Source organism: Microbacterium schleiferi, assembly GCF_038150145.1.
GTDB lineage: Bacteria > Actinomycetota > Actinomycetes > Actinomycetales > Microbacteriaceae > Microbacterium > Microbacterium schleiferi_B.
Window position 1 is genome coordinate 141,520 of sequence record NZ_JBBWSA010000002.1, and the last position, 14,417, is coordinate 155,936.

Sequence of the window (14,417 nt, forward strand, 5' to 3'; positions counted from 1 at the left end):
GCGTCAGGGAGCAGGTCGGGTCATCCGAACCGGCCGTTGACATAGTCGTAGGTGCGCGGGTCGATCGGGTCGGAGAACATAGCCTCGGTGTCGCCGTGCTCAACGATGACACCCGGGGTCCCCTGGGATGCTAGGAAGAATGCGCACTGCTGCGAGACCCGCTGGGCCTGCTGCATATTGTGGGTCACGATGACGATCGTGACTTCTTCCTTGAGCTCGACCATGGTCTCTTCGATCACGCGGGTCGAGGTAGGGTCCAGAGCCGAGCACGGCTCATCCATCAGCAGGACGCGGGGCTTGACCGCAAGCGAACGGGCAATGCACAGTCGCTGCTGCTGACCGCCCGACAGACCGCCGCCGGGTGCACGAAGACGGTCCTTGACCTCTTTCCACAGCCCGGCCTTGATGAGAGACGTCTCGACGAGCTCGTCCTTCTCGTCGCGACCCGCTTTCAGACCGGTGAGCTTGAGGCCGGCGATGACGTTGTCGTAGATCGACATCGCGGGGAACGGGTTGGGCTTCTGGAAGACCATCCCGATCGACTTGCGGGCGTCGACGAGCTTCTTGCTCGCGTCGTAGATGTCATCTCCGTCAAGCAGAACCTCACCCGCGAGGGATGCCGAGGGCACGAGTTCGTGCATGCGGTTGAGGATCCGCAGGAAGGTCGATTTTCCGCATCCGGACGGTCCGATGAGGGCCGTGACCTGACCGGCCGGCATCGTGAGGGAGATCCGGTCGAGCACCTTGCGCTCACCGAACCAGGCCGAGACGTTCCGCCCCTCAAGCTGCGCGAGTGGAGTGCTCGCGTCGACCCAAGCGAAACGTCCACGACGCTTGCGGGCATCCTTGCGGCCGTCTGCTTTCGCAGCCTGCACAGCGGATGCCGCCATCGGCGCGGGCTCCACGGGTGCCGGTGCGATAGTCGAGGTCGGGGCTGGCGGAGTCGTCGGGTCGACCGCGACCGCTGTCGCAGCGGGCAGGTGTGCACGTGCACCCTGCGGGGCGATCACCTCGGTGACGCTGTCGGCGTCGGGTTCAGCATCCATCGGTTCTCCTTACATGAGGTTCGGCAGTAGTCGCACCACTTCGCCTGCAACCCACAGGCAGGCAACGAGCGTCAACGGCACGAAAACGATCCAGGTGCGTGCGGGGCCGATCCTGCGAAACGACCAGACCGCCGCGATCTCGACGACGATGAGGAACTGCAGCGCGAACACCAAGGCCCACACCATTGACGTGTCCCCCGCCATCTCTTTGTCCGCCGCCGGGAGCGTTGCGAACCGGGTCTGCCTGACGCCCGACGGTTGCGGGTCGCTCACCAGTCGCGCATCGACGCGGACGAGACCGGTCGGCACGAACGGAAGTCCGCGAGCGGTGATCAGCACGAGACGGCTTTCGCCGGCCTTGACCGACGGCGGCATCGGGTCGCCGGCGTAGCGCAGCCCGATCACCTCGTAGGTGTTCTCGCCCTGACCGGTGATCACCGTGAACTCCGTTCCGGGTGTCAGCTCCTGGATGCGGCCAAACGGAGCGCCGTATCCAGCCGCGCGCCCCATGACGATACTCAGTCCCACCTGGCCGGGAAGGACGGTGTCACGCCGGTGCCCTGGACCGGACTGGGTCGTCTCGGAATCGGTCCCCTCGACGATCACTTCCCGAACCCCGATGCTGGGCATGTCGATGATCGCGACCGGCACGCCATCCGGCAGCAGGATGTCGTCAACGTCCCCTTCTGAGACTGGCGCGACAGCCTCAGCGAGTTGCTTGCGAAACGCATCGTCCAACTGCTGCTGTGCCGCGAAGTGGCGGAACTGCCCCAGCACGGTGATGCTCAGCACCAGTACGAGCAGAAGGGCTGCGAGCACCATCAGGGCGATCCTCAGGTACTGCTGCCCGGGCGTCAGCTCGACGGGCGGCCGCGGTGATGCGGGCGGCCTTCGCGGCGGCTTCGGTGGCGCGGAGCGTCGCGGCGGAACCGGCGCGGGGGGAGCAGGCGCGTCGGTTGCACGGTCGGTGGGGGGAGGCGGCACACGAGGGGATAGGAAGGGTATGCGCTGCCACCACTTCTGCGGCGGTTTCTGGCTCGGCAGCTGAGGCGTCGAGGACGGGGCTGGCTCGGTCGTCGTCATCGGGACGCTGCTCCACTTCCCACGAGTTCGCCGCGCCGCTCAGCGGGAGCGGGCGGCTCGTCATCCTCGTCGTCACTGCGGCGCCGGGCAGCGAACATCGCCTGCAACCGGCCGGTCACCAGCATCCACACGAGGATGCCGAGCGTCACGAGGATCAGGAGCGCGAGCACGGGCAATGCGGCTGGAGGGGGCACAAGAACGTCAGCCTGCCGACTCACAGGCGACAAAGCGGTGTTGTCGACAACCTCTGGGGGCGTGAACGTGGCGTAGCCGCGGTAGAGAGTCCAGTTGCCGACAGGCTCGAAGGTGGCGGCTATGAGGCGGGACTCTCCGGGCTGAATGTGCGGCACACCGATGCCTTCCACTTGCGCGACCGCGCCGCCGAATAGCGAGTCCAGGCGGAACGCGATGGTCGCATCGAACGCCTCGGGAGAGGTGTTGCGGACGATCATCGACAGGGAGACCGTGCCGCCCTGAAGATCGAATGTCGGCACCGCGGTTGCCCGCAGTGCGCTGACGGCGAAGACACCGAGATCCAGCGCGCCGGTGCCGAGATCGTCGCTGGTGGGCTCCTGTGTGACTGTAACGGGGGTCTGCGAGCCGGACGAAGCGCCGGGGTAGGAAACCGTGCCCGCGGGCCCGCTGATGGCGGGGGTCGTCGTGACTGGCGCGGCCTTCACGCGCACGCCCATTGTGATCACCGCTGGCGAACCAGCGCTGGTGTACCCGAGCAACTGAACATGGTGATCACCGACCGCGATCGCCGGCGGCACCGGGAACGATCCACTGAACGCTCCGGAGCCGTCGGTCGTGAGCGTTCCGAGCAGCGTCGGATCCGTGTAGTGCGCGACGGATGCCGGGCTGAAGGCTGCGAAGCCGGAACCGGACACGAGGTAGGAGCCATCGGTCTGAACCAGAACCGCCCCATCGGAGTCGAGCGCGACCTCGCCTCCCGACGCGGTGCGTGCCTTCAGCTCGATCGTCAGCCCCCCGACCGTGACGACAATCCCGGTGCCGTCCGCGTTGGGGCTACGGACGACACTCTGGCGCACTCCGCCGATGAGTGCAGCGGCGCCGGTCACGGATGTCGGCACCTCACTGGGCACGGGTGGCACCGGAGTGCGGGTCGGGCTCGGGCTCGGATCCGTGATCGTGACCGTGACGTTCCCGTCAATCTCTGTGTCGTCATCCGCCGCGGCGGCAACGACGCCCGACGCGACGAGAGCGAGCGCTACCGCGGCGCCCCCTGTCACAGCAAGGAGACGCCGCAGGCCCGCACCACCTGTGCGGCCAGATCGGCGCGCTGTCACTCCGAGGTCCGATCCCGTCCTGCGGTAGCGGCTGCCAGCCGCTCCTCGGCGGCCTGGCGCTGCGCCTCGCGCTCGGTGAATCGCATCCATTCCGCCGCGCGTTCGGCATCCTTGCGGCGACGCCACCACACGAGACCGGCGATCCCGGCGCCGATGGCGAGCACGATCACAAGCGGCCATGGCACTGCCCAGACGATGGCGTCGCGATTGGTCGCCGTGATGCTGATGAGATCCGTCTCGGGCGTGGGGTCCTTCACGAACGGATTGAGGGTGATCCACGGGTTCAGGTAGAGCAGGGCCGCGACGCCCGGGATCTCGACCTCGACATTGCGTCCATTGCCGGGAAGGACCTCACCGATCCCACCACCCTGCACTTCGCCGACCGGGATGCCGAACCACGTCTTCGCACCAACCTTGCTGTTGGTCGCGAGGGCGACATTCCCCGAGTTCTCGACGGTATAGAACATGTGAATCGATCCGGAGAACGGGTTCCACCAGTCGCCGACGTACTCGGCGTTGAGCGCGCTGATCGACAGTTGCGACACGACCTCGCCGGCGACTCGCACATACAGCGGAGCTGCCACGCGGTTCTCGACGTCCAGCACCACGCCGGGCGCCGTGACAGAAACGAGGACGCCGCCGATGTGGTCGCCCGGGGTCGCGTCTGCGGGAACCGCGACGGTGAAGGGGACCAGTCGCGATCCGCCGGCCCCGAGGGGGAACGTCAGCGAGCTCGCACCGCCCTCGAACGTGACCCAGTTGTCGACGACGTCGCCTGCATCGCCCGTGGCGGTGAGGTCGAAGTCGCCCTTGTCGTTGTTGAAGGCATCCGAGGCGACGACGGTGTAGTCCGCCGCGACGGAGCCGGTGTTTCGGACCAGGAACTGATCGGTCACCGTCTCGCCAGGGGACACCGAGAAGGTGTAGCGCGCGCGTCCGTCGACCACACCGTCCGTGCCCGCAGGAAGGCCCGACACACCGATCTGGTCATCTGCCGCCGTGGCCGGCAGCGAGATCGAGCCGACGACGGATGCCGCGATGAGCGCGACGGCGGCGGCACGAAGCGAAAGCGAGACCACCCTGCGGGTCGTCGTGGCAATGGTCATGATGCGGAGTATCTCTCTGGTGTCGTGTCATCAGGTGAACCGGGGGTCACACCCGGTAAAGGACAGATGAATGGACTGGGTGGGGGCCTAAGCCCCCACCCAGTCGGGTATCACCTGAGCGGCGTTTCTCAGCTCGCGGGAACGAGCGTGAGCGTCACCGACGAGGTGTAGGACCCGGCGGCAGCCGAGACCGGGGCGAGGAACGACAGATTCAGGTCGTAGTTCGCACCCGTCGCGGCCGTACCGTTGCCGGTGGTCGCCGCGAGAGCAGAACCGAACGCACCCGCGCCAGCCGTCTTGCCCGCGGTCGGAGCCGAGCCCGCGGAGTTCCCGCCGACGACGGTGGCCACGTAGCCGAGCTGGTCCTTCGAGATGGTCGCACCGCTCGGGCCCGCGAAGTCGTTCGCCGACACGTTGACCGACCAACCGGTGAGGGTCGTGCGGTCGTCGATGACGGTGAAGCCACCGAGCGGCCTGACCGCCGTGGTGTCGCGAGGGACATCACCGAAGTCGACACCCGTCGCGGGGGTCGTCAGCTGGAACGCGTTCGTGGCCGTCACGTTAGCGGTGATCGGGACCACTACTGTGCCATCGCCGATCTCGATATTGATGACCGCTACGCCCTCGAGCTGCGAGATGTCGCCGGGCTGAACGAAGACGAGGTACGCATCCTCTTCGTAGTTCAGTCCAGCCGACAAAGCGGATGCGACATCCACGACCGCCTGGCCCGAACCGTTCGCCGTCACGTTGCTGAGCGGGATCTTCGCCCCACCCGTCGTGTAGACGTATGGCTTGTAGGTCGACGCTGCCGTCAGACCGTTGACCGTGACAACAGTGCCCTCAGCGGTGTTGGTCTTGCCGTTGCCACCAGTCACGACAGCCTGCACGGTGGCGAGGTCCGGCGTGGTGGGCGGAGCGGCAATGATGATCTGGTCGGCCGCGAAGGTGTAGGTGTCAGTGTCAGCGTTGATCGTGATCTGGCGAGCCCAGGTAACGACCGGAACGACACCCGAGTTGCTGGTCAGCGAGACACCGACGTAAGCGGTCTTGGTGCCCGTTCCGGAGAACAGTGCGGCCACGCCACCGTTGTTGCTGCCGCTGACGCCGAGGTTGCTCATGCCGATGTTGGTGGCAGTCGGAGCAGCATTGGCCGGCGAGAAGGTGTACGCCGCCCACCCGTTGACACCCTGGTTGATGTTCTCGGGCGTGGTCACGAACGAGTACAGCTCGGTGTACCCGGACGTGCCACCCGCCGTGACACCGAAGTCGGTGGCAGACGGACGCAGAGCGTCGAACTTGCTCGAGGGGGAACCAGACACCTGGGCCTGTGTCGTGAGCGTGAACACCTTGTCGGCCGCAGCCAACGTGGTGCCCGACCATACGTAGAACGAGCCATCAGCAACCGGCGTGCCGCTGACGACGCCCGTGCTGGGGTCGACAGTGAGGCCGGCCGGCGCCTGCGAACCTAGCGGGAAGACCGCCGAGTAGCCGTGCGAGGTCGTGATCGAGTCACCGGGGTTGTAGGTGGCAGCCTGCGCCGCGGTCGATCCCGCAACAATCAGACCCACTGCAGCCAGAGTCGCAACTCCGGCCTTGGTGATGTTCTTCATTGGAATCAGTTCTCCTGTTCTTTCTCGGGCTTAGAAGGCGCCGAGGTTGCCGGAACGCAGCGGAGCGTAGAGCGCGTCGAGCGCGTCACGCACGGTGTGGGCGCCGAAGCCGAAGGCCTGCTTCACGCCGCCGACGGTGTCGGGGTCGGTCGACTGGTTCAGGAGCGAAGTCCCGGGGATGTCGGCCGTCGTGTAGCCAGCGGTCTTCGAGACACCCAGCAGTGCGGCGAGGGAGTTGTCGAACGTCGACGAGCCGGGGTATGTGCGCGAAGCCTGCGTGATGAGGTAGGTGTCACGGCCGAAGGTGGTGTTCGCGTAGTAGCTCGGGTTCGGGACGAGCTTGCCCGACACCGTGCTAACGGGTGCGACACCAGTGATCGAGCTGCCGAGCGTGAAGCCGGCACCACGACGGTCGGTCCCGACCCCGTTGACCTGAGCGATCCACTGGGCCACCGAGTGTACGACGACGGCGTTGGTCGGCATGGGCTGACCGTTGAAGAGCTGGTTGGTCTGGTGCTCCTGGCCGATCAGCACGCAGCTGTTGAACTTCACTCCCGACTGGCTGTCGGTGGCGGACGAGCTCAGGCCGACGATCGGCAGGAAGAACTGGCGGGTGCCCGAGCCGGACTGCGGGAGAACCGGGGTGTACTCGACGCCGTTGATCTGCGGGAGGCCGTTCGGGCCGAGGTTCTGGCAGGTGAACAGCGAGGTGAGTTGGGCCTGCGTCAACTCGGTCAGACCCGAGGCGTTCGTCGCGAACGAGAGGGCGTCACGGGCGAACGGGTATGCGGCCAGCGTGATGGCAAGGTTGCCGACCGTCGGGTCCACGGCCGTGCCGGAAGGCGCCGAAGACGAGCGGGCGATGTCGATCTGACCAGAGATCGAGAGCGTGCGGGAGCTGCTGGCGGTTGCGCCGTCGATCGAGCGGCTAAGAGCCACCTGACCGGAGCCGGAGCCGTTGGGTCGCAGGATTGCCGGGCCGAAGGGCTTCGTGTGGATGAAGGACTGCACGCCCTGGGAGACGTACAGCGGGTCGATGGCGTCATAGTTGCACGCCACCTTTCCGTTGCCGCTTGCGCGAACCGCCTGGCCGGTGGCCTGCGATCCGTTGGCAAGGCCGGTCATGACGTCCTGGATGGTGTCCGAACCGACGACGGCAAATCCGTCGCAGACCGGCTCGGCGTGGGCAGCCGGAGCTGCAACAACGAGCGACGCAAGAACCCCGAGGGCTGCTGCGGCACCGATGAACTGCTTCTTCACGGTGTTCCTTTTCTTTTCTGGGGGAGTGGGTGTCTCCGTCAGCACGAATCGGACCTGAACTCGGGCACGGAGCGTCTTCGCAGACGCACTTCACGGTCGTGGCCGGAAGTGAACGGAGGGCGAGCAGAAGTTGAAGGAGTGGTCTCTGATGCGGCACCTACGGGTTCTCCCAGAGATTGCCCAGAGCTTGCTGAGGAGCGCACGGCCGGCACGTGTCAGTGCGACCTGCCGAGGTGTTCTAGACCGGGCGACGGACCCGTGAAACGAGCGGGACCCCGAGGGCCGCCACAAGGCCGGCCGCAAGGCCGACCGGCACCGCTGCCGCCAGGGGCTCGGTCTGCGGGTCTGAAGGGGTTTCGCCGAGCTCTGCGACAGTTATCGGCGTCTCGGCTGCTGGCGCATCGCCTGCAGTGGCAGCAGGCGCATCGGGGGGAACGGCATACACGGGTGTGACGTAGCCCGCTCCTCCGGAGGATGTCAAGGACGACGGGTTCGACGAAGTTGGGCTCGGAGTCGGGGTCGCCACCCCTTGACGAGCCTTCGTCGCGGCAGCCGTCGCCTGCTTCACCCAGTCCGATGGCAGTGGCGCGTAGCCACGAGGCAGGCTTCCCGAACTCTGCCCGGGCGCCTGACCTTCGGTGGCGATGAACTCCACAAGCGACGCGTAGTCGTTGCGTTTCGTCTTGTCCGGGTCCACGGGGTTCAGCGCGGCATACACGGGCAGGGTCAGCGGGTAGGCCGCAGCCGCCTTCTTCGCGCTGTCCGACGTGTTGTCAAAGCTACGCACGCCCTTGCCGCCGGGGAACTCGGTCATGGCCGCGGCTGCTGCAAGCATGCCTTCCGTCGTAGCCGCCACAAATTGCCCCGCGGGGTTCTTGAGCAGGGCGGTGTAGGTCTCGAATCGAGCTGCCGCGGAGGCATCGGTTACACCGATGGCGGTGCGTTGGCCGACCGGCGCCGGCGCGTCCCGCACCCACTTAGGCGGCGTGGAGTTCGGATCGAATCCGCCCAGCATCCTGTCGTCACCACGCAGCACGAACTGCGCGGACTGCTCGAAGCTGTCGGAGTAGGGGCGATAGTCGATCTGGTTCATCGCGATCGCGCCATCCTTGGTAGCGGCGTTGAACGTGTCCGGGATTTCCCACGGATCGGCCTTGGGGAAACTGTCCGCGGGGAGGGCAAGACCCGTTCCGAGAGCATTGGCGTCGTCGGTGATGGCGTAAAACGGGTTGACGACCATGCCGTCGGGATCCGGAGTACCCGTGAGCCATGCCTTCGCATCGGCGTCGGCCAGGATGTAGTCCCACACCGCACGAATTGCATCAGCTCGACCGATGGGGGTGGTCGCAGACGCGATACCCACACCCAGCAGGATGTTGTTGTCCCACTCGGGATTGAGGGCGATGAACTCCGGATCTCTCGTGATGTTCTCCGGGTTCAGTTCGCCGGTCTCCGCGTTGCGGAGGTACGCGATGCGCTTGCCATCAGAATCCTCGGGGAACACCCGAGTAGCCGGCGAGGTGCTGTAGTCCAGTTCTGAAAGATCGGCCGCGGGAACGCTCTTGTCGATGCTCTCGAGGTAGGAGTCGGTCAGAAGTTTCGCTAGGAGTCGAGGCGTCAGCTTCATCGAGGTGAACGGTGTCCTGCTCTTCTTCTGCTCCTCCTCCGGCGCGGTCACATTCACGAATCGGTCGACAGAGAACGAGACTGTAACGCCCGTAAGCGCGAGCGGCGCATAGACCATGTCGTCGGTGACGCCGCTCTGCGAAAGAGGTCTCGACACGAGCGCCATCGGTGCGCCACTGGTGGTTGCCGACGCCAGAGCTGCGTCCTGGTCCGTGCCGCGAGCGTACGCGATGGCGCGCCCACCTTCCGTCCCGCAGTACGCGCCCTGCCACGAGAACATAGCCTCGGCGAGCAGCGGGCTACCCTGTACCTGCAGTTCGCCCGCCGATAGTGAACACCGTGAGCCGACCGGCTCAAAGTCGAGCTCAAAGGCGATGCGATGGCGCCACGAGTCCCACCACAGACCCGGGTAGATCGCTGCGTTTGCACCGTTATCTGCAGTGCCGCGTGGAATGACGACAAGCCAGCAGGACTGGCCGGTGACCGAATCGGTGCCGAGCCCGCGGGGCGAGCCGCAGCCAAGGGCCGACGACTCGAGCGCTGTTTGAGCCTCGAAGACAACTTCACCAGTGCCGTCTTCGGAGAAAGGCGCCCAGACGATCTCGTTCGTGTTGAACTTCGTGAAGTACCTGTTCTGGTTGACGTCGACGGGCGTGAGACCGGCCTGACCGCGCGTGAGGACCTGGCCCTGAGCATTGGTGGTGAGGTTGCTCACCAGGTAGTCCTCCGAGACCACGGCAGGATCCGCATTCAGATCCTCGTTGTAACCGATGAACGGGAGCGCCGTGTAGGCGCCCACCTGGAAGGACGTGTACTTGCGGTCATTGGCCGCCACCGCTTGGACAGGCGCAGTGCGCGCCCGAAGTCCACCGTCAGCAGAGATCGCTCCGAAGACGCAGGTTTCTCGGGCTGGGCCGGGGACGCCGTTCTCGATGACAGTTCCCCAGCACTGCGCGATCTGTAAGTAGTTGGTGGTAGTCGACGAGAGCGCCCCACCGGAGTAACTCACCCGCAGACCCTCGTTCGTGAGGCCCTTGGTCTTGGATACCGTGACCTTCAGATCCGGGAACGGCGTGCCGGTCGGGTCGAGGGCATCCTGGGCGGTCAGGGTCTTTGCCGACGACTCTTCTGTCGCGGCAGCCGCCGTGGTGACCGAGAGTTGCGAGCCGACCAGCCCGACGCCTCCACCGACGAGCACGGCCGTCAGCGAACCCGCGACGAAAGCACGCATCCAGAGCGCGATGCCGCTCAACGGAGCGCGGCGTGATCGACGGTCCCGCCTCGACGAAGACGACGTGGTGATCACTTCGTGCCGCCCTTACTCGCACCGGACCGAAGGATTCGGATCATCGCGGGCGGCGCTATCACGGCGAGCAAGAGGAACAGCACCGCGGCGAGCATCGCCGTCTGCTGCCAGCCCCATCCCTCGTCCTTAACCGTGAAGGGCGATGCGACGGCTGCTGCACCCCCACCGGTGCTCGTGCCTTCGATAGGGTTACCGTTCTCGTCATACAACGGCACACTGCCGTCGCCGGTCGCCGCACCATCCGACGTGCCGGAGGTCGTGCCCCCACCGGTTGTCCCACCGCCAGTTGCGTTGGATGCCGACCCGCCATTGCCCGAGCCGCTGACCGGCGTCGACTGCAAAGCGCCGGCCGTGCCGGTGGTGCACTGATCGGGTCCCTGCTTATCGCAGGCCGCGGGCTGGGGTGCGGTCTTGGCCAACTGATTCGAGGACGGAGAGTCACCGGCAGTGAAGGTGGGGTTGTTGCACTTGTTCGGGTCGACGTTGGCCGAGCCGGCCCCCGGGATCCGCTTGATCTGCTCGAAGCCAGCGAGCACGAGGTTCATCGTGAGTGGCGAGTATCCCAACGAGGATGCCTGTTGCTGACCCTCGCAGAGGAAGTAGCTCATGAAGGCGCCGAGGGTGTTGCCCTTTGCTGCGGTGAAGACGCCCTTTTCCTCGGTCGGCACGATCATGTACGAGTAGCTCGACAGCGGATAGGCGCGTGGATCGGCGCTGTTGTAGACGCCGTCGAGGATCTGCGTGAGGTCGGTGTTCACCTGAGCTGACAGCATCGCCACGGCGACAGACTGCGCCGTGGGCTCGATGTAGTAGCCGGATTTGTTGAGAACCTTGGCCACCGGGAAACCCGACTTCAGGGCGTACGAGTACTCGACGTAGGTGATCGCCCCCTCACCGTAGGTCTGTGCAACGTAGCCCGCCACACCGTTCGAGCCACTCTGTCCCTTTGCGCCGGAGAAGAGCGGATACTGCGACGTCAGGCCCGACCCACGACCCATGGATGCCGCGAACTCGCTCCACAGCGCGGGGTACTGTTTCGACATCCACAGGGTGAATTGAGCGCTCGTTCCGGAGCCATCAGAACGGATGACCGGAGTGATCTTCTTGTCCGGCATCGCGAGACCAGGGTTGTCGGCCTTGATCGCGGGATCATTCCAGTTGGTGATCTTTCCGGTGAAGATCTTGGTGATGACCTCGCCTGAGAGGCGCAGGTTGGTGACCTGCTTACCGCCGATCTTCAGGTTGTACATGAACGAGGTGCCACCGGCCACGATGGGCGCGTACGCATAGCCCCGGCCCGGTACCTCGGGGGCCGAGCCGTCCTCGGGCGCCGACTGGAATGGGATCTCACTCACGGCGAAGTCGACGGTTCCGAGGATGAACTCCTGCCGACCTGCCGTCGACCCGGTGCCGGAGTAGTTGATCGTCATCCCGTAGTTGGCCTTGACGTTCGCCCGCCACTGGTCCAGTGCGTTCTGCGACCAGGTCGATCCCGATCCGGTGATCGGCTCATAGGTTGCCGCGTAGGCCGGCGTCGTGTTGACAAGCGCCAGCGCCGCGACCACCGTGATCGCGGCCGTTCGCGCAAGCAGTGTGCGCCAAGAGGTCATTGCTTCTCCTCGGGCTGGTAGCCGTAAAGGGGCCGCGCAAAGCGCGCCCTGTCCATGCGGATGAGGTCGTTTTGCGACCGTCGGGCCGCAGCTCGCCGCTGCCGTGGAGTGAGCTCGCCCGGACCCCGGCCACCGATGACGCGTGCGATGGCGAAGAGGGCGAGCACCAACAGCATCAGCACGGCAGCCGCGCCGAAACCTCTCGCGATCATGTTCGGCTCTGGTGACTTGACGAAGTCGAACACTTGAAGCGGCAGGGAGATCATCGGACCCTGAAACGGGTTGAGATTCATAACCGCCGTGATACCGGAGGTCAGCAGCACGGGCGAGGTCTCGCCGATGCCGCGGGCTGTGCCGAGGATGACTGCCGTCGCGAGCCCCGAGCGCGCGGTCGGCAGCACGACGCTCCACACCGTGCGGAAGCGGGATGCTCCGAGCGCGTAGGCGGCCTCGCGCAGGTTGCCGGCAACGAGGCGCAGCACGACATCCGACGCGCGCACGATGATCGGGAGCATCATGACGGTGATCGCCAGCGACGCGGCAAAGCCCGACCGCTGACCCGTGATCAGCAGAATGATGGCCGAGTACACGAACAGGCCGGCGACGATCGACGGGAGCGCCGTCATCGCATCGGTGACGGTGCGCACGAACCGCGCGAACGGTCCGCCGACCTCGTTCAGGAAGACCGCGGTGAGGATGCCGAGAGGAATCGTGATCACCAGCGCGATCCCGATCTGGAGCAGCGTTCCCATGATCGCGTGCGCGATGCCGCCCATGTCGAGGGGATCGAGAGGTCCCGCTGACTCCATGTCGGAGAAGAAGAAGTTGGCGTGGAACAGCGCATCAGCACCCCGCGTGATCACGAAGACGACGACGAACACAAGCGCGCTGGCCAGAATGATGCCGGCGCTTGCGAGGACGACGGTCATGAGGCGGTCGATGACCTCTCGGACGTCGGCGACGACCGAGAGAAGCAGTGCGTAGAAGACCAGGAACAGGATGAAGGCGACGACGAACCAACCGACCACCCCCGTCAGGGGCGCAATCCACCCGAAGATGAGGGTGGCGGTTGCCATCGCTCCAGCGGCGGCTCCGACGACCGGGTAGACATCGTCGACCCGCACCGCTCGCAGTTCGCGCCGTCGGCCGGTCGGGGTGTCGCCCGGGTCAGGTGTCTGAGTCAGGCGCGGCTTGGTGTCGGCATCCTGTACCGGCGAGGTCTCCAGCGTGGTCGACATCATGCCTCGCTCTGGGCGCCGGAGCGCGATCTGGCGACGATGGTCGACGCGGTGAAGTTGATGACCAGGGTGATCAGGAACAGCGCGAGACCTGCCGCCATGAGTGCCGACAGCGCGAACTCCGACGCCTCCCCGTAGCGCAGTGCGATCAGCGCTGAGATCGAGTTGCTGCCGGTCTTGAGTACTTCCCAGTTGATGTAGAAGATCGGCGAGATGATCATGTAGATCGCGATGGTCTCGCCCAACGCCCGTCCGAGCGCCAGCATCGTGCCGCCGATGATCCCGCCGCGACCAAAGGGCAGGACGACAGCAGTGATCATTCCCCAGCGGGTCGACCCGAGTGCGTACGCAGCTTCGCGTTCGCCAGGGGGCGCCTGCATGAAGGCCTCGCGCATGATCGAGGTTTGCGTGGGAACGATCATGAGCGACACGACGATTCCCGCGATGAATGCCGACGAGGTGAACGCGCTCGCATCCGACGCAGGCGTCCCGTCCGGATTGGTGACGGCGAAGATCGGAATCCACGAGAAGTACGTCGAGATCCACTGCGAAACCGGGATCACGTTCTCTTGCAAGAAGAAGACTCCCCACAGGCCGAACACCACGCTCGGCACCGCCGCCATGAGATCGACCAGCGTGATCGCCCACTGCTTGATGCGGCCGCGCAACACCTCCGAGATGAGAAGCGACGTCCCGAGCGAGAGGGGGAGTGCGATGGTGATCGCGATGAGAGCGATCGAGACCGTGCCGAACAGGACGGCAGCGATCCCGAACTGACCGGTCTCGGGCGACCACTGCTGTTCGAACAAGAAGCTGATGCCCGAGACCTGCAGTGCGGACCCCGCTCGAATCGCCAGAAACAGGCCAACCGCCAGCATGATCGCTACCGTGATGCCACCAGCGGCGAACGCGACGGAGCGGAAGATGCGGTCGGATGTCGACGGTCGCGATGTCAGCGATCGTGCACCGTCGGGGTGCGCGACCGCGGGTTCATCGATGATCTGGGTGACGTCGTTGGCGAGAAAGACGTCAGCGACCTCATCGAAGACCGTGACGCCCTCATCGTGGCCGTCTTCCACCGCCTGACCCGACCCGTCACGTGAACGTCCCACTCGCGTCATGAACGACCGCCGAGTGTGCGCAACGCGGACATGGGACTTCTTTCGGGTCGAGGACGCCGCCCCTGCCGAGGAGCGACGCATGGATCAGGGCACCGCTCGGA

10 protein-coding genes are annotated in these 14,417 nt (G+C 65.6%); all 10 read right to left on the reverse strand.

The window, feature by feature from the left end; all coding sequences use genetic code 11:
• Nucleotides 1-20 precede the first annotated feature (20 nt).
• Nucleotides 21-743: a phosphate ABC transporter ATP-binding protein gene (locus AADH62_RS02485; RefSeq protein WP_300590871.1), complete on the reverse strand. Its 723-nt coding sequence runs from the start codon at nt 741-743 to the stop codon at nt 21-23.
• A gap of 312 nt (nt 744-1,055) precedes the next feature.
• Nucleotides 1,056-1,868, reverse strand: coding sequence for a sortase (locus tag AADH62_RS02490; RefSeq protein WP_341578144.1), 813 nt, complete (start codon nt 1,866-1,868; stop codon nt 1,056-1,058).
• 257 nt (nt 1,869-2,125) lie between these two features.
• A complete protein-coding gene (locus tag AADH62_RS02495; protein WP_341578145.1) occupies nt 2,126-3,382 on the reverse strand; it encodes a hypothetical protein in 1,257 nt (418 codons plus the stop codon).
• A 53-nt stretch (nt 3,383-3,435) separates the two neighbouring features.
• On the reverse strand, nt 3,436-4,545 hold the full coding sequence (locus AADH62_RS02500) for a hypothetical protein (protein ID WP_341578146.1): 1,110 nt from the start codon (nt 4,543-4,545) through the stop codon (nt 3,436-3,438).
• Between the two features lie 128 nt (nt 4,546-4,673).
• Nucleotides 4,674-6,155, reverse strand: coding sequence for a hypothetical protein (locus AADH62_RS02505; RefSeq protein ID WP_341578147.1), 1,482 nt, complete (start codon nt 6,153-6,155; stop codon nt 4,674-4,676).
• A 30-nt stretch (nt 6,156-6,185) separates the two neighbouring features.
• Nucleotides 6,186-7,415: a hypothetical protein gene (locus AADH62_RS02510; RefSeq protein WP_341578148.1), complete on the reverse strand. Its 1,230-nt coding sequence runs from the start codon at nt 7,413-7,415 to the stop codon at nt 6,186-6,188.
• Between the two features lie 238 nt (nt 7,416-7,653).
• Entirely contained in the window at nt 7,654-10,272 is a 2,619-nt protein-coding gene (locus AADH62_RS02515) for a hypothetical protein (protein ID WP_341578149.1), read from the reverse strand.
• A gap of 71 nt (nt 10,273-10,343) precedes the next feature.
• Nucleotides 10,344-11,957 carry a phosphate ABC transporter substrate-binding protein PstS gene (gene pstS / locus AADH62_RS02520; RefSeq protein ID WP_341578150.1) on the reverse strand — a complete coding sequence of 538 codons (1,614 nt, stop codon included), beginning with the start codon at nt 11,955-11,957 and terminating at the stop codon, nt 10,344-10,346.
• A complete protein-coding gene (gene pstA / locus AADH62_RS02525; RefSeq protein WP_341578151.1) occupies nt 11,954-13,195 on the reverse strand; it encodes a phosphate ABC transporter permease PstA in 1,242 nt (413 codons plus the stop codon). Before pstA ends, pstS begins: the two co-directional genes overlap by 4 nt.
• Nucleotides 13,195-14,307: a phosphate ABC transporter permease subunit PstC gene (gene pstC, locus AADH62_RS02530; protein ID WP_341578152.1), complete on the reverse strand. Its 1,113-nt coding sequence runs from the start codon at nt 14,305-14,307 to the stop codon at nt 13,195-13,197. Before pstC ends, pstA begins: the two co-directional genes overlap by 1 nt.
• Nucleotides 14,308-14,417 lie beyond the last annotated feature (110 nt).